Annotated in this window: 23 protein-coding genes; 18 read left to right on the top strand and 5 right to left on the bottom strand. The window is 34.7% G+C overall.

The features are described 5' to 3' along the window. Nucleotides 1–143 precede the first annotated feature (143 nt). The 12 genes from B0A80_RS11050 to B0A80_RS11000 all read left to right on the top strand — a co-directional run bounded on the left by B0A80_RS11050 (nucleotide 144) and on the right by B0A80_RS11000 (nucleotide 9,344). Nucleotides 144–908 carry an alpha/beta fold hydrolase gene (locus B0A80_RS11050; protein ID WP_089077319.1) on the top strand — a complete coding sequence of 255 codons (765 nt, stop codon included), beginning with the start codon at nucleotides 144–146 and terminating at the stop codon, nucleotides 906–908. A gap of 39 nt (nucleotides 909–947) precedes the next feature. Continuing rightward, nucleotides 948–1,436, top strand: a complete 489-nt coding sequence (locus B0A80_RS11045; protein ID WP_070905636.1) for a YdcF family protein — start codon at nucleotides 948–950, stop codon at nucleotides 1,434–1,436. Between the two features lie 39 nt (nucleotides 1,437–1,475). Further along, on the top strand, nucleotides 1,476–1,820 hold the full coding sequence (locus tag B0A80_RS11040; protein ID WP_017497932.1) for a phage holin family protein: 345 nt from the start codon (nucleotides 1,476–1,478) through the stop codon (nucleotides 1,818–1,820). 118 nt (nucleotides 1,821–1,938) lie between these two features. Then, nucleotides 1,939–3,261 (top strand): trigger factor, encoded by a 1,323-nt coding sequence (locus B0A80_RS11035; RefSeq protein ID WP_089077318.1) that lies wholly within the window; start codon nucleotides 1,939–1,941, stop codon nucleotides 3,259–3,261. Between the two features lie 232 nt (nucleotides 3,262–3,493). Beyond that, a complete protein-coding gene (gene clpP / locus B0A80_RS11030) occupies nucleotides 3,494–4,168 on the top strand; it encodes an ATP-dependent Clp endopeptidase proteolytic subunit ClpP (RefSeq protein WP_017497934.1) in 675 nt (224 codons plus the stop codon). A 201-nt stretch (nucleotides 4,169–4,369) separates the two neighbouring features. After that, nucleotides 4,370–5,602: an ATP-dependent Clp protease ATP-binding subunit ClpX gene (gene clpX, locus B0A80_RS11025; protein WP_017497935.1), complete on the top strand. Its 1,233-nt coding sequence runs from the start codon at nucleotides 4,370–4,372 to the stop codon at nucleotides 5,600–5,602. Nucleotides 5,603–5,739: 137 nt separating this feature from the next. Continuing rightward, a complete protein-coding gene (locus B0A80_RS11020; protein WP_089077317.1) occupies nucleotides 5,740–7,143 on the top strand; it encodes a hypothetical protein in 1,404 nt (467 codons plus the stop codon). Between the two features lie 20 nt (nucleotides 7,144–7,163). Further along, the gene (locus tag B0A80_RS11015; protein ID WP_089077316.1) at nucleotides 7,164–7,724 is read left to right on the top strand and encodes a hypothetical protein; all 561 of its coding nucleotides are present in this window, start codon (nucleotides 7,164–7,166) and stop codon (nucleotides 7,722–7,724) included. Between the two features lie 30 nt (nucleotides 7,725–7,754). Beyond that, a complete protein-coding gene (locus B0A80_RS20795; RefSeq protein WP_165769248.1) occupies nucleotides 7,755–7,904 on the top strand; it encodes a hypothetical protein in 150 nt (49 codons plus the stop codon). 77 nt (nucleotides 7,905–7,981) lie between these two features. Further along, a complete protein-coding gene (locus tag B0A80_RS11010) occupies nucleotides 7,982–8,458 on the top strand; it encodes a hypothetical protein (RefSeq protein WP_089077315.1) in 477 nt (158 codons plus the stop codon). A 53-nt stretch (nucleotides 8,459–8,511) separates the two neighbouring features. Next, nucleotides 8,512–8,973 (top strand): hypothetical protein, encoded by a 462-nt coding sequence (locus B0A80_RS11005; protein WP_017497739.1) that lies wholly within the window; start codon nucleotides 8,512–8,514, stop codon nucleotides 8,971–8,973. 125 nt (nucleotides 8,974–9,098) lie between these two features. Beyond that, the gene (locus B0A80_RS11000; protein ID WP_089077314.1) at nucleotides 9,099–9,344 is read left to right on the top strand and encodes a hypothetical protein; all 246 of its coding nucleotides are present in this window, start codon (nucleotides 9,099–9,101) and stop codon (nucleotides 9,342–9,344) included. On the opposite strand, the gene B0A80_RS10995 is transcribed toward B0A80_RS11000, so the two are convergent. After that, nucleotides 9,345–10,310: a GlxA family transcriptional regulator gene (locus B0A80_RS10995; RefSeq protein ID WP_070905644.1), complete on the bottom strand. Its 966-nt coding sequence runs from the start codon at nucleotides 10,308–10,310 to the stop codon at nucleotides 9,345–9,347. A 169-nt stretch (nucleotides 10,311–10,479) separates the two neighbouring features. On the opposite strand from B0A80_RS10995, the gene B0A80_RS10990 reads away from it, so the two are divergent. The 6 genes from B0A80_RS10990 to serB all read left to right on the top strand — a co-directional run bounded on the left by B0A80_RS10990 (nucleotide 10,480) and on the right by serB (nucleotide 14,242). Further along, nucleotides 10,480–10,884: an SRPBCC domain-containing protein gene (locus B0A80_RS10990; protein WP_089077313.1), complete on the top strand. Its 405-nt coding sequence runs from the start codon at nucleotides 10,480–10,482 to the stop codon at nucleotides 10,882–10,884. Between the two features lie 54 nt (nucleotides 10,885–10,938). Then, nucleotides 10,939–11,343, top strand: coding sequence for an SRPBCC family protein (locus B0A80_RS10985; protein ID WP_089077312.1), 405 nt, complete (start codon nucleotides 10,939–10,941; stop codon nucleotides 11,341–11,343). A gap of 90 nt (nucleotides 11,344–11,433) precedes the next feature. Continuing rightward, nucleotides 11,434–11,841 carry a VOC family protein gene (locus B0A80_RS10980; RefSeq protein WP_089077311.1) on the top strand — a complete coding sequence of 136 codons (408 nt, stop codon included), beginning with the start codon at nucleotides 11,434–11,436 and terminating at the stop codon, nucleotides 11,839–11,841. 2 nt (nucleotides 11,842–11,843) lie between these two features. Further along, on the top strand, nucleotides 11,844–12,281 hold the full coding sequence (locus B0A80_RS10975; protein ID WP_089077310.1) for an SRPBCC family protein: 438 nt from the start codon (nucleotides 11,844–11,846) through the stop codon (nucleotides 12,279–12,281). A gap of 36 nt (nucleotides 12,282–12,317) precedes the next feature. Further along, nucleotides 12,318–12,761, top strand: coding sequence for a VOC family protein (locus tag B0A80_RS10970; protein WP_089077309.1), 444 nt, complete (start codon nucleotides 12,318–12,320; stop codon nucleotides 12,759–12,761). Between the two features lie 251 nt (nucleotides 12,762–13,012). After that, nucleotides 13,013–14,242, top strand: coding sequence for a phosphoserine phosphatase SerB (serB, locus tag B0A80_RS10965; protein WP_017497747.1), 1,230 nt, complete (start codon nucleotides 13,013–13,015; stop codon nucleotides 14,240–14,242). A gap of 228 nt (nucleotides 14,243–14,470) precedes the next feature. Here serB and B0A80_RS10960 read toward each other — a convergent pair whose 3' ends face one another. Genes B0A80_RS10960 through B0A80_RS10945 form a run of 4 tightly spaced genes read right to left on the bottom strand, consistent with a single transcriptional unit; the run spans nucleotide 14,471 to nucleotide 17,500 of the window. Beyond that, on the bottom strand, nucleotides 14,471–14,716 hold the full coding sequence (locus B0A80_RS10960; protein ID WP_089077308.1) for a redox-active disulfide protein 2: 246 nt from the start codon (nucleotides 14,714–14,716) through the stop codon (nucleotides 14,471–14,473). Nucleotides 14,717–14,759: 43 nt separating this feature from the next. Then, a complete protein-coding gene (locus B0A80_RS10955; RefSeq protein ID WP_089077307.1) occupies nucleotides 14,760–15,350 on the bottom strand; it encodes a Zn-dependent protease in 591 nt (196 codons plus the stop codon). Then, entirely contained in the window at nucleotides 15,347–15,952 is a 606-nt protein-coding gene (locus B0A80_RS10950) for a hypothetical protein (RefSeq protein ID WP_089077306.1), read from the bottom strand. Before B0A80_RS10950 ends, B0A80_RS10955 begins: the two co-directional genes overlap by 4 nt. Nucleotides 15,953–15,991: 39 nt before the next feature. Continuing rightward, nucleotides 15,992–17,500: a GH3 auxin-responsive promoter family protein gene (locus tag B0A80_RS10945; RefSeq protein WP_017497751.1), complete on the bottom strand. Its 1,509-nt coding sequence runs from the start codon at nucleotides 17,498–17,500 to the stop codon at nucleotides 15,992–15,994. Between the last annotated feature and the right edge of the window lie 35 nt (nucleotides 17,501–17,535).

Below are 17,535 nucleotides of genomic sequence, written 5' to 3'. Positions count from 1 at the left end.
CAGTTTGTATTTGTGCTTTCTTTACGGAAAGCCGTAATGCCGCGAAGTTTTTTAAACAAAGTAGCTTTGTCAGGGGGAATTAGTTTAAGAATTGATGCATAACTTTTTTTACCTTTGTGGGCAGTTTTTAAAACCCAATACAAATGTTATATTCGAAAATAGAAGGAGAAGGAAAGCCTTTCGTAATCATGCACGGATTTTTAGGAATGTCAGACAACTGGAAAACACTTGCAGGTCAATATGTCGAGGCAGGGTTTCAGGTTCATCTTCTGGATTTAAGAAATCACGGACGTAGTTTTCATTCAGACGAATGGTCCTATGAAGCAATGGTACAAGACGTGTTTGAATATTGTCAGGCCAATCAGTTAAATAAAATAGAGCTGTTAGGACATTCAATGGGAGGGAAAGTGGCTATGCTTTTTGCTACTACGCATCCCGAAATAGTCGATAAATTAATTGTAGCCGATATTGGTCCTCGATTTTACAAACAACATCATCAGGATATTTTGGCCGGATTAAATGCCGTTGATTTTTCGGTAAAACCGAGCCGAAATGATGTTGAAGCAATTGTTGCGCAATATGTATCCGATTTTGGTACAAGGCAATTTTTATTGAAGAATTTATATTGGAAGGAACCGGGACAGCTGGCTTTCAGATTCAATCTGGAAGTTTTTAATAATAATCTTGATGCTATCGGAAAAGCGCTGGCCGATGATTTAGTTTTCGATAAAGATACCTTGTTTATAAGAGGAGGGAATTCCGGCTATATTTTAGATACAGATTTTGATGCAATTCGCGAACATTTCCCTAAAGCTAAATTTGAAACCATTCCCAATGCAGGGCACTGGCTTCACGCCGAAAATCCAAAAATGTTTTTTGAACTGACAGCAGGGTTTTTGAAAGAGTAAATTTTGATTTAAAATAACTAATTCTATTTAGTTTAAAAGATGAAAGTTTTAATAGTTTTGGGATCCCCAAATTCAGAAACAGGAGATTTGGGGCAAGTAGCTTTGGACAGGTTAGAATATTGTTTCGATATTTTTGAATCAAAGGACAATTGCATTATTTGTACAGGAGGTTTTGGAGAGCACTTTAATACAGCGCCGCTTCCACACGCAGATTATGCCATCAAATATTTAAAAGAAAAAGGACTTAGTGCTGAAAATTTTCTGGAGTCTGCCTTGTCTGCCAATACCGTCGAAGATGCCGTTTTATCAAAAAAGATAGTACTCGGTCACAACTTAAATGCTGTTGTGGTCATTACATCTGATTATCATGTTGAAAGGGTGAAACTTATTTTTGATGAAATTTTAGGATTTGATCAGATGGAATATGTCGGAGTAAAACATGATATTTCTGAAGAGGAAATGGTGAAATTACTGGAGCATGAAAAAAAAGCAATCAATGCAATTTTGAGCAAAGGTTTATATTATTAAATTTTAGTACTTTTAAATAAATTTTTAAAACATACCATTATGAATTTACTACTCAGACTTCTTGTTACGGCAGGTTTAGTTTTGTTAATTGCTCACTTTTTACCTGGTGTTCATGTTGCCAGTTTTACCACCGCGGTAATTGTTGCGGTAGTTTTGGGGTTGTTAAATCTTTTTATAAAACCAATATTGGTAATTTTGACGTTACCGGTTACACTGATTACTTTAGGCTTATTTCTGTTGGTAATTAATGCAATCATTATTTTGTTCTGTACAAATATTGTCGGAGGTTTTAAAGTAGATTCTTTTTGGACAGCCTTGTTTTTTAGTGTTATATTGTCTGTTCTGCAGTCCATCACCTATAAGATTATAGGAGACGATAAATAAAATAAATAGAGAAAGCGTGATTAAAACGTATTCAAATACAATAGATTAAAAACTTGGTTGGGTTGCAAAAATTTTATAATTTTGCGACCCAATTTTATTATGTAAATTAAAGAAGAAAATGGATATTAAAAGAGTAGCAATAGACGCTGTGAATGAAACAATTGTAATGACAGTTGTTCACATGGATTATAAAGGTCAGGTAGCAAAAAGGATAAACGAAAAAATGCCATTGGCTACTGTAAAAGGTTTCAGAAAAGGACAGGTTCCTAAAGACCTGGTTGAAAAACAATACGGAAAAGCAATTAAGCAGGAAGAAGTTAAAAAAGTAGTTGATTTGGCTTTAGAGCGTTTTGTTCAAGCTGAAAGATTAAATCTTTTAGGAACTCCACTAGCTAAAGTAAACGAAAACTTTGACTGGGATGCTGAAGAATTAACATTCGAGTATGAAATTGGTTTAGTACCAAACTTCGAAATTGATTTAGAAGCTAAAAACAATATCGTAAAATACATCGTTACTGCTGATGATAAATTAATCGACGGTCAGGTAGAGCGTATCCAAAAACAATTCGGAAAAGCAATTCCACAAGAAGTGGTAGTAGCTGATTCAGATTTGACTGGAACTTTCGCTAACGAAGAAAACGGAATCAACAATACAACTACAATTGCTGTAGCTACTTTTAGCAAAGCTGCCGGAGATAAATTCATCGGTAAAAAAGTTGGAGATGTTGTAACAGTAAGCACAAAAGGTTTATTTGAAGACGATCACCAATTAATGGATTACTTAAAAGTAGGTCATGATAATGTTCACGGTTTAGATATCGAAGTAAACTTTACTATCGAGGCTATCAACGGAGCTGAATTGGCAGAATTGAACCAAGAGTTATTTGATAAACTTTTTGGTGAAGGAAAAGTAGCTTCTTTAGAAGATTTGAAATCTAAAATTAAAGAAGATGCTGAAGCTCAATTCGCGCAGCAAGCAGATCAGAAATTATTGTTAGACGTTCAGGACTTCCTGATCGAAAGCACAAAATTTGATTTACCGGCTGAATTCCTTAAAAAATGGTTGCAAACTGTTGGAGAGAAAAAACTTTCTGCAGAAGAAGCTGAAGTTGAATACGCAAGATCTGAAAAAGGATTACGTTTTCAATTAATCGAAGGAAAAGCTTTAGCTCAAAGCAACATCCAGATTAATTTTGAAGATTTGAAAGCTTTTACAACAAACGCTATCAAACAACAAATGGCTCAATTTGGACAGTTAAATCCTTCTGATGAAGAAGTTCAGGCAATTGTAGCAAGAGTTTTATCAAACCAGGAAGAAGTGAAAAGACTTTCTGAGCAGGTAGTAGCTGAGAAGTTATTGGAAATCTTTAAAGAAAAAGCAAATCCAACTACAAAAGAAGTAACTTACGAAGAATTTATTGCCGCTTCATACGGAGAATAATTTCTAAAAAAATAAGTATATTTGAGCGTCAGGAGATTTTTCTGACGCTCTTTTTGTTTTAAGTTTATTTTGTTTCGGTTTTCGTTTAAACGGACTTTAAGTAATCTGCAACCTGAAACCTGAAACAAAAAAGTAAGACAAATTGACATTATTGTATAAAAAGGTACGAACTTTGTTTTTACCTGCTTAAGTCGCTTAAAGACTTTAGATTTTCAAACTTTAAACTAAAAATATGAACTACGGTAAAGAATTCAAAAAATTTGCTACAAAGCACCAGGGAGTAAATGCCATGTACTATGACAAAATTATAGCGGCAATGAACCCAACGAATATGACTCCATATATTATTGAAGAACGTCAGTTGAATATTTCTCAATTAGATGTTTTTTCCAGATTAATGATGGACAGAATTATCTTTTTAGGAACAGGTATTGACGACCAGATCGCGAACATTGTTCAGGCACAGTTATTATTTTTAGAAAGTGCTGATGCTTCAAAAGACATTCAGATTTATCTGAATTCTCCTGGAGGAAGTGTTTATGCAGGATTAGGAATTTATGATACCATGCAATATATCAAACCGGATGTAGCGACAATTTGTACTGGTATGGCAGCCTCTATGGGAGCAGTACTATTATGTGCAGGAGCAGCGGGAAAACGTTCGGCTTTACCACATTCAAGAGTGATGATTCACCAGCCATCAGGGGGAGCTCAGGGAGTTGCAACAGATATGGAAATCAACTTACGTGAAATGTTGAAGTTGAAAGATGAATTGTATCATATTATTTCTCAACATTCAGGACAAACTTTTGATAAAGTGCACAAAGACAGTGAACGTGATTACTGGATGATTGCAGATGAAGCAAAAGAATACGGAATGATTGATGAAGTATTAAGAAGAAGCTAATTTTTTTAAAGCTTCTAAGTTGCTAAGACGCTAAGATTCTAGGTGTTCTTTGTGATTTAAATTTTTAAATAAAAAAATAAAAATATTAGAGCCTGTTTAAAAATTAAACAGGCTCTTAAGCTGTAAGGAGTTAAGTTTTAAAGTTTTAGTTGAAAAACTTTAAAACTTAGTATCTTTGCAGCTTAGTAACTTAAATAAAGAATGGCAAAAGTAGTATTAGAATGTTCGTTTTGTGGAAGAAAAAAGCCAGAAACTAATTTATTGATTGCAGGTATCAATGCACATATCTGTGATAAGTGTATCGAACAGGCACATGGAATTGTATTAGAAGAATTAAAATCAAGTGGAAGCGCAAAATTGGTTGGGGATTTAATTTTAAAGAAACCAAAAGAAATCAGAGCTTTCTTAGATCAATATGTTATTGGCCAGGATCAGACCAAAAAAGTAATGTCGGTTGCCGTTTACAATCACTACAAACGTTTAATGCAACAGCAATTAGACGATGAAGTTGAGATTGAAAAAAGTAACATCATCATGGTGGGACAAACCGGAACAGGAAAAACACTGGTAGCAAAGACAATTGCTAAAATGTTAGATGTTCCTTTGGCTATCGTTGATGCGACCGTACTTACTGAGGCAGGTTATGTAGGAGAAGATGTTGAAAGTATTTTAACACGTTTGTTGCAAGCTGCCGATTATGATGTAACTAAAGCCGAAAGAGGAATCGTTTTTATTGACGAGATTGACAAAATTGCCCGTAAGAGTGATAATCCGTCTATTACACGTGACGTTTCCGGCGAAGGAGTACAACAGGCTTTATTGAAACTTCTTGAAGGAACAATTGTAAACGTACCACCAAAAGGAGGGCGTAAACACCCGGACCAGAAATTTGTGGAAGTAAATACTCAAAACATCCTGTTTATTGCGGGAGGTGCTTTTGATGGTGTTGAGCGTATCATTTCTAAACGTTTGAACCGTCAGGCTGTTGGATATTCGACTTCTAAAAATGTAGACAATATCGATAAAGACAATTTGTTGCAATACATTATTCCAAAAGATATTAAAGATTTCGGTTTGATTCCTGAAATTATTGGACGTTTACCGGTTTTAACGCACATGGATCCTTTAGACAAAGAAACCCTGCGTGCAATTTTGACACAGCCTAAAAATGCTTTGGTAAAACAATACCAAAAATTATTCTTAATGGATGAAGTTGAATTCACCATTACAGATGAGGCATTAGATTTTATTGTAGACAAAGCATTAGAGTACAAATTAGGGGCACGTGGATTGCGTTCGTTATGTGAAGCAATCTTAACCGATGCCATGTACGAATTGCCAAGTTCAGACGATAAAGTTTTGAGTATCGATAAAGATTACGCAAAACATACTTTGAATAAAAATCTATTGAAACGTATGGAAATCGCTTCGTAAGTTTCTATAATAAGATTTAATAATTTAGAAAAAACCTGTTCGGCTTAACGAACAGGTTTTTTTATTTTGTAAAATAAAACCTATAATTTAAATTATTTATTATAATATTTTTCTTATATTTATAAAAATATATTTGTATGAAAAATATTAAAAAAATGGCAATCCTCTTAATGGTTTTAGGAGTTGCAGTATTAACAGGTCGTTGTGTTTCAGAAGAAGCAGGAAGCGAACAAAAAATAGAGCAATCTATTAAGGTTAGTCAAGCGAGGGTTTGGTTTGAACAGTATCAATCAAAAGCAAAAATTGATTCGTCGTTTAAAAGTCAGGTTTATAATTGGGATAGTGCAATCACGGAAACTTTTGAAAATGGGACTGAGGCAATTGTAGTTCCCGTTAGAGATAATAATCTGAGTGATGCTTATAAAGGTCAGAAAGTATTGTATTTATACCCTTTAGAAAATAAAAAGGAATTTTCGGCTACATTATATGAGATACTCCCTTTATCAGAATCTTTAGAAAAAATAAAAACTTCAGCGGATTTAGTTAACTTTAATGGGTATATCATTGCCTGGGATTTAGAAAAGGGATTTGTAAATGGGGCAAAATTTGAAAACTCCAATACGACAGCAGCGCTAACAGGACTTAGGGTAATCACTTCGGAGGAGTCAGAACGCCTCAATAAATCGACTGCTAAGTCAGATTCAGATCCTTTTGAATTAGATGAAGTGATCATTCGCAGAGAAAAATCCGAGAATAAGCAGGAATATGGAGGAGGAGCTTATGGAGGCAGTCTAAAATCAGGATCGAAAGGTAACAGTCCAAAGGGATATGTGAAGTCTCCGGGAGGTGGTGGAAGTGGAAGTTCTACGACTTCAGAAAATGCACAAAATATAGTAAAACAGATAAAGACTAATTTGCCCGTATGTATTGATAACATTGTCAATGATATAAAAAAATTACAAAAGGGTAAGTTTTCTCAGGTAATTGCAAAATTTTCAGGAGTAAATCCTACACCTACTAATTACAATTGGCTCATAATTAAGGGCAATTTATCAGCAGATAGCCCTGGAAGTACAAGTAAAGTAGTATTAGATGGTAAAGTAACTACAACTTTAAATGAAAGTGATCTTTCAGTTTCGACAGATCTTTCAATCGCAAAAACTTTACTTCATGAGTGTTTTCATGCGTATTTGGTTAGTGTTTACAGATACAGAGATATAGATAAGAGCTATGTTAACTTGGTAGAGACATATTTTAATCAATTCAATAAAGATTTAAATGATGCTCAGCATAATATTTTTGCCGATACTAATATTGTACAGGAAATATCTGTTGCCTTGCAAGAGTATGGCAATTTGAAAGGATATAATCTACCCAAATTGTTTTACGATGATATGGCATGGGGTGGTTTAGCAGAAACAAAGGCCTTTAAAAATCTTCCTCAAGCTGACCAAGAGAGAATATTGGATAGAATTTATTCAGAGTACAAAAATTCAGGAAATAATAGCTTTAATCCGAGAGGGAAAAAAGCTTGCCAATAAAAACCTACTAATTAGAAAATATGAAAGCGCATTTAATTTTTTTGTTTTTCTCTTTATTAGCTAATGTTGCTATTGGTCAAACAATCAGCAAAGTTGATAACGAAGATTATGAGGTAATAAACCAAATAACAAATAGTTTAATAGAGGGTAGAAAACAGTTATATGTAAAGGATAAAGATACCACTATTGCTCTGTATAAAGAGAGTCTAATATTTCATGATCAGAAAACATTTTTTACTAAAGAAACTTTTGAAGAGTACTTTTATACGCCAATAGATTCTGTAAAAATAAAAAAGCTAATTAAATCAATGAACTTTGAATATTTAGCCAATCAAAAGAGAGAAGAAGTAAATTGGAATTTAAGTAAATTCAAATATCCTTTTATAAAATATAGTGAATCGACACCTTATGAAACTATTAGGTTTAGTGTCTCGCCTCCAATCTATTCCAAAGACAAAAAAGTGGTTTTTATTTTTTTTAGTAACCCCTGCAATTATGACGGATGTGGTGCTACTACAGTGAAAGTTTATAAGAAAGTAAATAATAAATGGGTTTGGTATCTGAACTTTCCAATTACTTAAAGTTAATATTTTTAAGTAGCGATAAAGATTATGCAAAATAGATATGCTTGTACTGATTTTGGTATTGCTGTTGGTAAATTAGGAGGGATTAATCTTCCTTCAACAAAGGCCTCTAGTTTTACTTTTAATGGTACATATCCAGGGAATTTAGGCGAGATGTTAGAAATGGGAATTTTCTAAATACGACAAAAACGACAACTAAAAGCAATGCTCCACAGAGAAAAGGAGATTGTAATTGATAATTTAAACTATAACAAATGAAATGTCTAAGTTTAGTACTAGTTCTGATTCTTGGTTATTCGTTAGATTCATATGGTCAAGAGAATAATGAAATAAAGCTGATAAGAGATTTTTATAAAGCATTATATATTAATGATATTGATCCGGAAGAAATAGTTGCTAGATATATTGAATGTTCTGATGCAGATCAATGCAAGAAAGGCGTATATATGGTGATGGACTTTCGTAATCTGGCTAATGAAGAAAAAGGAAATTTCTTTTTATTAAAAAAAGATATAATGGAAAATAATTTTTTTATCTCGTCTTATAATTCTTTTCCTGAGACTGATAAAATTAAATTCAAAAATCTAGTAGAAGACAAAAGGAAGGAAATTTATAAAGTTGATCTAAAGAATGGTGCTCCTCAGTATTTTTTAATCGAAAAAGATAAAATAGTGTCTTTTTTTGGGTTCCAAAAAGCTGGTTCCGAAGATTATACTTTTATAGTTTTTTAGTAATGTAATATTGTAGAAAGAGAATTTCGTCAAAAAAGAAAGGAGGTTGCTAAATGAAAATAAATAAATGTATGTTTTTAGTTGTCGTGTTACTATTAAAAACACCGACTATTGCATGTCAGAATAAAATAAATGAGACTGACATGGTAACTAATTTTGTGAAATCTGTTTTTTTTGAAGAGAGATCGACGAGATTTATTGCAGATAATTTTATCTGTTTTGAAACAGTAAACTCTGATGTAAAATATTCTTTAGATGACCGAATAGAGATACTTAGTAAACATTTGAAAAAGATAAAAGAAGATAAAAAAGTGCTCTTAAATTCAGAAGATTTTTATGTGGTAGGCTATAAAGACTATAAACATGATAAAGTTTTTTTCTCTAGAGATACTGATAAAATTTTTATTTTAATAAGTAAAAATAAACCAGTTGAATATTTCTATTTAATAGATGGCAGAATACTCTCTTTTGATTATATTCTTAAAGGAGATGAGGGGGTGTTTATAACGTATTAAACTCTTATTTATAAGTTTCTTAAACCTGTTCATTAATTCGAATAGGTTTTTTTGTAAAGAAAAGAACTTTCTAAGTTAATTTATTTAATGTATTTTTTTTCCTACATTTGTAAAAATGGATTTGTGTGAAGGATATTAAAAAATTTGCCATTGTTATAATTGTTTTAGGGCTTCCAATGTTGGTCACTCATTGGTGTTTAATAAAAAAGAAAGAAAAGGAAAAAACGGAGAAATCTATTGCTGTTGACAAAGAAAAAGTTTGGTTGGAACAGTATCAGTCAACGGTAAAAATTGATTCTTCATTTAGAAGGCAGCATTATCATTGGGACAATAGCACATCAGAAAAACTTTTGAAATGGAATCTGAAATAATTACTGCACCCTAAACTTCTCCCGATACTCAATAGGTTTCATGCCTACCATTTTATAAAAAACTTTCCTAAAGGCTTTTGGGTCATTATAGCCCGTTTTCTCAATAATTTCAGAAATCGAAAGCTGAGTTTGTTCCAGATATTTCTTTGAACTTTCGACTCTTATATTTTGCAGGTATTCAATAGGCGGGATGCCGGTAACCTGTTTGAAACGTCGCGTCATATTACGCGTGCTGGTAGGAATGTCTTTGGTGATTTCTTCCAGTTTTTCGATTGTATGGTACTGACTTTCTATTTTTTGCTGCAACATGGCAACTAAGGCATCATTGTGCAAATGGTTGGGTCTAAAGGTGCTGAAATAACTTTGCTTGTATCGGTTTAGGTCGATCGAAAAAATCTTTGCAATCTGAACTGCAATCTCATTTCCACAGTATTTCTGAACCAAAAGAATCAACAGGTGAAACGTTGAGGTAGAGCCTCCGCTGGTATACAAACTACCGTCGGCCGTTAAAGTTTCTTCGGGTTTCAATTTTACGAGTGGGAACGCTTTGGTAAAAGCACTGCAGGCATCGACATGAGTTGTGGCCAACTTTTCGTTAAGCAAACCGGATGCGGCAAATAAAAAGGCACCCGTACAAAAACTGGCCAGCTCGGCGCCGGATTGATGGTGCTTTTTCAACCAGGGAATAAAGTTTTTGTTTTTTGCGATCATTTCGCTCATATTATCCGTAGTAAAAGCCGGAATCAGGATAAGTTCAAGGATTGTTGTTGAATCTTCAACCGGATTTACTTTATAGCCGAACAAATTTGCTTCTTTGATCTGTTCTGTCAATTGAAATACCATAATCTCAAAAGGCTTTTCGTCTTCTTTAGCAAGTTTGTTGGCGGTTTCAAAAACTTCTAAAATAGCTGCTATACTTAGTAATTTATAGTCGTGCGGAACAATTAATCCTACTTTCTTAGTCATGATTGCATTGGTTTTTGGAAAAATGATAGGTTACAAAAGTAAGTATTTTGTCTTAAATGACCCTAAAAATGACTTTTAATGTAACTTAAAGCTAATGCTAAAAAACTAAATTTGCTTTAAATAATTTGTAATTTTATAAAGAAACATCTTTGATTTTAATAAATAAACAATGATAACCGTACAAAACACAATTAACGCAGCTGTAAACAAAGTCTGGAAATTTTGGACAGCGCCGGAACATATAGTGAAATGGAGTTTTGGTTCTCCGGACTGGTATACCCCTTATGCCGAAAATGATTTGAAGGCTGGAGGGAAATTCAAATATACGATGGCTGCGAAAGACGGAACTGCCACTTTTGATTTTGAAGGAGTTTATACGAGGGTAGAAACTTTTTCAGAAATAGAGTATCAACTATCTGATAACAGAACCGGAAGTGTTCATTTTAAAGAAAGTGATGAAAAAGTAATTCTCACAGAAGTATTTCAACCCGAAACAGAAAACCCTGAAAACATGCAGCAGCAATGGTGTCAGGCCGTGATTGACTGTTTTAAAGAGTATGTTGAAAATAATTAGATAAAAAACGAAACAAGAACCAATTTTAAAAGTATAACTAAAAAAAGAAATAAAATGATAACAGTACAAAACACGATTAATGCATCAGTAGACAAAGTTTGGGAATTTTGGACAGCACCGGAACACATTACAAAATGGAATTTTGCTTCTCCGGACTGGCATACACCTCATGCTGAAAATGATCTGAGAGTTGGAGGAAAATTCACATCGACTATGGCTGCAAAAGACGGCAGTATGAGTTTTGATTTTGGAGGGGAGTACACTGTAGTAGAGCAGAACAAAGCTATTGAGTACATTTTAGGCGATGGAAGAAAGGTTGAAATTATTTTTAAAGAAACACCAAGCGGAGTTGAGGTAATTGAAAAATTTGACCCCGAAACAGAAAACCCTGAAGAAATGCAGCGTGGAGGCTGGCAAGCCATCATGGATAATTTTAAAAGTTATGCCGAAAGTAATTAGTTTTTTTAGGCTCAAAGGTTCAAAGAAGCAAAGTGACAAAGGTACTGACTGACATCACAGAGAAAGAATTTAATTTTAAAAAGAGTTAGAATGACAAAACAAATTTGGCTGAATTTGCCGGTAAAAGAGGTGGCAAAATCAAAAGCTTTTTTTTCGGAAATAGGATTCTCTTTTAATGAAGAACACGACACACCAAAGTCAACTTGTATGGTGATTGGAGAAGGAAAATTTGTAGTAATGCTTTTTGAAGAAAAATTGTTTGCCAGTTTTTCTCATAATCAACTGACAGATACTAAAACAAGTACAGAAGTTCTGATCTCGATTGATGCTGAAAGTATTGCTGAAGTAGATGAACTGGCAAAGAAAGTTAAACAAGCCGGAGGAACTGTTTTTGCTCCACCGTCAGAAAGTCAGGGATGGATGTACGGCTGTGGCTTTGCAGATTTAGACGGTCATCGCTGGAATGTTTTATTTATGGATTTTAGTAAACTATCATGAGTATGGAAACATTAGAATTTAAAATCAGAATTAAAGCCCCGGTACAAAAAGTCTGGGCAGTTTTATGGGACGAGGAAACATATAAGAAGTGGACGGGGTCTTTTTGCGAAGGTTCATACGCCATAAGTGAATGGAATCAGGGCGATAAAATACATTTCTTGTCTCCAAACGGAGAAGGAATGAATAGTGTCATTGAAACGAAAATTCCGAACGAGTATATGGCTTTTAAACATATAGGCGAAATCAAAGACTTTAAAGAATTGCCTCTTGATGAAGAAACCAAAAAGTGGACAGGTGCCATGGAAACGTATCGATTAACAGCCGATGACGAATTTACTGATTTGGTAGCGCAGGTAGATGTAGTCGAAAAATACATTGATTATTTTAAGGAAGCATTTCCAAAAGGACTAGAAACCGCCAAAGAACTTTCGGAACAATAAACAAAGAAACAAACAACAAACAAAAAAACAAATATCATGGCAACAGCAGTAAACCCTTATTTAATTTTTAACGGAAATTGCGAAGAAGCATTTCTGTTTTATCAATCCGTTTTTGGAGGAGAATTTCCATTTCTTGGAAGATTTAGTGAAATGCCGGAAGGCGAGGAAGGATGTGGTGCTCCGGTATCTGAAAAAGATGCTAATAGAATCATGCATGTTTCATTGCCAATTGGAAACACCATACTGATGGGAAGCGATAGCAGTGAGCAATCCGGAGACGTAACCTTTGGTGGGAATTTCTCTATCTCCATAAATGTAGACAGTGCAGCAGAAGGCGATCGTGTTTTTAACGGACTTTCGGCAGGAGGAACTGTTTATATGCCAATGGCAAAAACCTTTTGGGGAGCTTATTTTGGAATGTTCAAAGATAAGTTTGATGTAAGCTGGATGGTAAACTTTGATGAAAACCAGGCAGGTTAAAAACAACTTCTTATATTTTATCACAATACAAAAGATTTCAGGGATTCACCATTTTAATCCTTGAAATCTGTGATAAAAAAACAATTCAGAGATCGAAAAAGTTAGGTTATTCCAATCCCTGAACATTATTGTTAAATTACTCCAAAAAGCACAGTATTAGGTGCTTTTTCTCTTTAAAAAACAAGCAATATCCTTTTTTATCAACATTAGATTGCCGATTTTTGTCGCTTCGTAAAATCAATAAACATAAAATGGCAACAGAAGATAAAGAGATTATTTTATTAAAAGTTTCAGGACATGATAAAATAGGAGTAACAGCAGGTTTAACCGCTGTATTGGCAACTTACGATGCAAATATTTTAGATATTGGTCAGGCCGATATTCATGATACGCTTTCTCTGGGAATTTTATTCGAAATTCAGGCAGGTTCCTCTTCCGGCCCCGTTTTAAAAGATTTATTGTTCAAAGCTTATGAATTAGAAATTAAAGTAAAATTTATTCCAATTTCTATCGAGGATTACGAAAAGTGGGTGAAATCACAATCCAAACAACGTTATATCATCAATATTTTGGGCGAAAAACTAGCTGCTTCTCAATTGGCTGCCGTAACCAAAATAATGTCAGCCCAAAATCTGAATATTGATTCTATCATAAGATTAACCGGAAGAACTTCTATTGTAGATCTGGAAGAATACCCTCGTTCCTGCATACAATTGTCCGTGACCGGAGAGATCGTAAACAAGATTGACATGACGGCAAGTTTTATGGAAATTTCCAGAACGTTAAATGTGGATATATCCTTTCAGGAAGACAATATTTACAGACGAAACAGACGTTTGGTTTGCTTCGATATGGACTCTACTTTAATTCAGACTGAAGTGATCGACGAACTGGCCGAGCTGAACGGAGTAGGAGATCAGGTTAGAGCCATCACAGAATCAGCAATGAATGGCGAGATTGATTTCAACGAAAGTTTCAAACAGCGTATGGCATTGCTCGAAGGATTGAGCGAAGATGTTTTGCAGAATGTAGCCGTCAATTTACCGATTACAAAAGGAGCGCATCGCTTAATGAAAGCCCTGAAATACTATGGATACAAAACCGCAATTTTGTCCGGAGGATTTACCTATTTTGGAGAGTATCTTCAAAAAGAATTGGGCATCGATTACGTTCATGCCAATAAATTAGAGATAAAGGACGGTAAACTTACCGGAAAATATATAGGCGATATCGTAGACGGCCAAAAGAAAGCCGAATACCTTAAAGCAATCGCCGACAAAGAAGGAATTCACATCAACCAGACCATTGCGGTTGGAGATGGTGCAAATGATTTGCCAATGATCAATCTAGCAGGTCTGGGAATTGCTTTTCACGCCAAACCAAAAGTAAAAGAAAACGCTGCAACGTCAATTTCAAGTCTGGGTCTTGACGGAGTTTTGTATTTATTAGGATACCATGACAGGTATATCGATATGATGTAAATCTATTGTCGGGCTGAGCGAAGTCGAAGCCCTGTAATGCTAAAAAGAACTTTGATTTCGCTCATTTTAGTCAAGCTGAGCGAAGTCGAAGCTATGGGCATGCCCCACTGAAAAAGCGGGTCGGGCTATCCGTTGCGCACGAGCGAAGTAATCTTTTGTGCCCGCCGTGGCGGACACAAAAGGATTTTCTCTTCTATCCCTCATGAGTTGTGTTGGAATTACAGTTTCTTATTTCTCTCTGGATTTCAATTCAGTTTGGATGTCTTTCAAAGTCTTAAAACTGAAAATAAGTAGTGGCAGCAAGGCAATAGGGACAATTTGAACAGCACTGAATCCTTTTAAAAAAGCAAGATAAATGTTAGAGATAAATAATAAAAGTAAAAGGATGGTAAATGCATAAGCGGCTGATTTTGAAATTTTCTCGCTTTTAACTAACTCTTCAGTAGTCATTTCGCTGTATTTTTTGGTGCTCATTTTATGTTGGTTTTTGGTTAATTGAATAGTGTATTTTGAGATTTCAAGTTGTAGGACTGTTTAGGTTCCACCCTTTTTCAGTTAAATAATTTTTACATTTTAAACAAAAGGCAGTTTCTTTATCTAAATAATTTTTTCCTTCAGCATCTCTCATTAAACATGTTTTTTCGGGACAATGAGGCAGACCTTCGGTGTGACCTAACTCATGCAAAACAACTTTGTAGAATTGTACTTCTTTGTTTCTTTTGCTCAGCCTAAAATCAGAAACTACACAGGATTTGCCTGGATGATAGCCTAGACCCATAACGCCCCAATCCTTGATTTTACCTTTTGTAACGCTAATGTCGCAGTTTGATAAGCCAACAATTACGGTATTCTGACCAATATTGTTTTTGATGGTTTTAATAATACTATCAGCCCTATATCTGTTTCTGGGTTTGTAGTAAGAGTTTTTTGGAAAAGGTATATTTTTTCTTAAAACAACATTAGGGTTAATCGTTTGTATTTTATGATAAACATTTTTGGCCTGCTCTGCTTTGAAATCCCCCAAGGGTTGAAGAACAATTATTTTTGAATGCTGTTCCTTGGTACAAGAAATAAAAATAAAAAGTAGAATCAGAATGGCATTTTTCATTTTATAGATTCTAAGCACGTTAATTCAATATTCTTAATGGCTCCCAGAGGGGCAACTTTGATGGCATTGTTTTTTGGAGTCAAATAAAAATAGTAAGCACTATTCACATCGATCAAAAAAATAGTTTCTGTTTCTCCTGTGTTAAAGGTGAGCTTTTGTTCGTATTGCAGTTTATTCGACTTAATTTTTTCTGCAATTTTGTACCCTTCACCAATTCCTAAACCAAGGAAAAAACTTAACAGTCCAATTCCAATGGAAATTAAAAAAAAATGTTTCAGCTTGCTCTTGATCTCTATGTCCGAGAATTTATCGCCATCCGGTTTGGTGCCGATTATTTTTTTTACCCAGCTTTTATTGCGATGCTTGTAGCATAAGCTGATAAAAAGTAAGATAAAAACGGCGAAAACAATTAGACTTAAAATGATAATTGGATTCGCAGTTAAATCAGCAATGGGGCTGACAAGAATATCCATAATGGTCGAATATTTCAGAATGTTTATTTTCAATTGGAAAAAGAAAACGCATTCTTTTAAAATTCCCAGCACGACGAGAAAAAGATAACCTATTGGAAGTAAATTCTGGATTTTTTCTGTTGATTCCATGCAAATTAACGTGGTCTTTGGTTAAGGTCCTTATAAAAATTACATCTCCTTCAGCTGCTCCAAATAATCCCTCTGATTCGAAAGTCTTGGAATTTTATGTTGCCCTCCTAATTTATCGCGCTCTTTTAGCCAGTCGTAAAACAGGTTCTCACGTGCCACATTAATCACCAGAGGATTTAAAGTCATATTGTTGTGACGTTTGGCTTCGTAATCCGAATTTAAAGTTTGTAGTGTTTCGTCCAGGACCTTTTGGAAAAGTCCCACATCAGCAGGTTTTTTCTTAAACTCAATCATCCATTCGTGAGCGCCTTTTTCCTTGTCCTGCATAAAAATAGGAGCCACGGTGTAATCGATCACTTCGGTGTGAGTAAGCTGGCAGGCTTTGGCAATGGCCTGATCGGTATTCTCGACCATTAATTCTTCGCCGAACACATTAATATGATGTTTCGTTCTGCCCGTCACTCTGATTCTGTATGGGTTTAGAGAAGTAAAACGAACCGTATCCCCAATCAAATAACGCCATAAACCGGAATTCGTTGTAATGACAATCGCATAGTTTTTATTTAACTCAACATCAGCCAGACGAATTACTTTTTGGTTTGGAGTGCCAAACGTATCCATCGATATGAATTCATAGAAAATGCCATAATCCAGCATCAGTAATAAATCACTTGAATTGTTTAAATCCTGAATAGCAAAAAAGCCTTCAGAAGCATTGTATATTTCGTAGTACCTGAAATCTTTGCTTGGTAAAATATTTTTGTATTGCTCTTTATAAGGAGAGAAGCTTACGCCCCCATGGAAATAAACTTCCAGATTAGGCCAGATATCCAAAAGACTTTCTTTCCCCGTATTCTCTAAAACTTTATTCATTAAAACCAGCATCCATGACGGAACGCCCGCGAAACTGGTTACATTTTCGTTTTTTGTTTCATTTATAATCGCAGCAATTTTAGATTCCCATTCGCTCATCAGAGAAGTTTTACTGCTCGGAGTACTGCTAAACTCGGCCCAGATAGGCATGTTTTCAATCAGAATAGCAGATAAATCTCCAAAGAACGTATTGTTGTTCTCGTAGATCTGAGAACTTCCGCCCAGACGAAGACTTTTACCCAGAAACAATTCCGAATCCTCATTGTTGTTGAGGTACAAACAAAGCAAATCTTTACTTCCTTTATAATGACAATCCTCGAGAGCTTCATTACTCACAGGAATGAATTTACTTTTGGCATTCGTCGTTCCGCTCGATTTAGCAAACCATTTTATTGGCGTTTCCCAAAATACATTCTGTTCCCCCTGACGCGTGCGTTCAATCAATGGCTGAAGCTCCTCATAAGTAGCAATCGGTACCCTCTCAGCAAAAGTCTGATAAGAATTAATCGATTCAAAATCATACTGTTTCCCTATAATAGTGTTTTCTGAAGCGGTCAGCAAATTATGCAACAGTTCTTCCTGAACTTCATTCGGATATTTTAGAAAAAGTTCTATTTGATGTATCCTTTGTTTTAGGACCCACGAAGCGAAAGAGTTGATTATTGATAAGGGCATGGGTGAAATTTATATTTTAGATTGCTGATTGTAGA

The sequence above is a fragment of the Flavobacterium tructae genome (assembly GCF_002217475.1).
GTDB classification, from domain to species: Bacteria; Bacteroidota; Bacteroidia; order Flavobacteriales; family Flavobacteriaceae; genus Flavobacterium; species Flavobacterium tructae.
Note: the sequence above shows the minus strand (reverse complement) of the source record. Positions and strands in the feature narration are given on the sequence as shown.

Coding starts and splice junctions, on each gene's coding strand:
- B0A80_RS11050 (WP_089077319.1), top strand. CDS start 144: ATGTTATATTCGAAAATAGAAGGAGAAGGAAAGCCTTTCGTAATCATG.
- B0A80_RS11045 (WP_070905636.1), top strand. CDS start 948: ATGAAAGTTTTAATAGTTTTGGGATCCCCAAATTCAGAAACAGGAGAT.
- B0A80_RS11040 (WP_017497932.1), top strand. CDS start 1,476: ATGAATTTACTACTCAGACTTCTTGTTACGGCAGGTTTAGTTTTGTTA.
- B0A80_RS11035 (WP_089077318.1), top strand. CDS start 1,939: ATGGATATTAAAAGAGTAGCAATAGACGCTGTGAATGAAACAATTGTA.
- clpP (WP_017497934.1), top strand. CDS start 3,494: ATGAACTACGGTAAAGAATTCAAAAAATTTGCTACAAAGCACCAGGGA.
- clpX (WP_017497935.1), top strand. CDS start 4,370: ATGGCAAAAGTAGTATTAGAATGTTCGTTTTGTGGAAGAAAAAAGCCA.
- B0A80_RS11020 (WP_089077317.1), top strand. CDS start 5,740: ATGAAAAATATTAAAAAAATGGCAATCCTCTTAATGGTTTTAGGAGTT.
- B0A80_RS11015 (WP_089077316.1), top strand. CDS start 7,164: ATGAAAGCGCATTTAATTTTTTTGTTTTTCTCTTTATTAGCTAATGTT.
- B0A80_RS20795 (WP_165769248.1), top strand. CDS start 7,755: ATGCAAAATAGATATGCTTGTACTGATTTTGGTATTGCTGTTGGTAAA.
- B0A80_RS11010 (WP_089077315.1), top strand. CDS start 7,982: ATGAAATGTCTAAGTTTAGTACTAGTTCTGATTCTTGGTTATTCGTTA.
- B0A80_RS11005 (WP_017497739.1), top strand. CDS start 8,512: ATGAAAATAAATAAATGTATGTTTTTAGTTGTCGTGTTACTATTAAAA.
- B0A80_RS10995 (WP_070905644.1), bottom strand. CDS start 10,310: ATGACTAAGAAAGTAGGATTAATTGTTCCGCACGACTATAAATTACTA.
- B0A80_RS10990 (WP_089077313.1), top strand. CDS start 10,480: ATGATAACCGTACAAAACACAATTAACGCAGCTGTAAACAAAGTCTGG.
- B0A80_RS10985 (WP_089077312.1), top strand. CDS start 10,939: ATGATAACAGTACAAAACACGATTAATGCATCAGTAGACAAAGTTTGG.
- B0A80_RS10980 (WP_089077311.1), top strand. CDS start 11,434: ATGACAAAACAAATTTGGCTGAATTTGCCGGTAAAAGAGGTGGCAAAA.
- B0A80_RS10975 (WP_089077310.1), top strand. CDS start 11,844: ATGGAAACATTAGAATTTAAAATCAGAATTAAAGCCCCGGTACAAAAA.
- B0A80_RS10970 (WP_089077309.1), top strand. CDS start 12,318: ATGGCAACAGCAGTAAACCCTTATTTAATTTTTAACGGAAATTGCGAA.
- serB (WP_017497747.1), top strand. CDS start 13,013: ATGGCAACAGAAGATAAAGAGATTATTTTATTAAAAGTTTCAGGACAT.
- B0A80_RS10960 (WP_089077308.1), bottom strand. CDS start 14,716: ATGAGCACCAAAAAATACAGCGAAATGACTACTGAAGAGTTAGTTAAA.
- B0A80_RS10955 (WP_089077307.1), bottom strand. CDS start 15,350: ATGAAAAATGCCATTCTGATTCTACTTTTTATTTTTATTTCTTGTACC.
- B0A80_RS10950 (WP_089077306.1), bottom strand. CDS start 15,952: ATGGAATCAACAGAAAAAATCCAGAATTTACTTCCAATAGGTTATCTT.
- B0A80_RS10945 (WP_017497751.1), bottom strand. CDS start 17,500: ATGCCCTTATCAATAATCAACTCTTTCGCTTCGTGGGTCCTAAAACAA.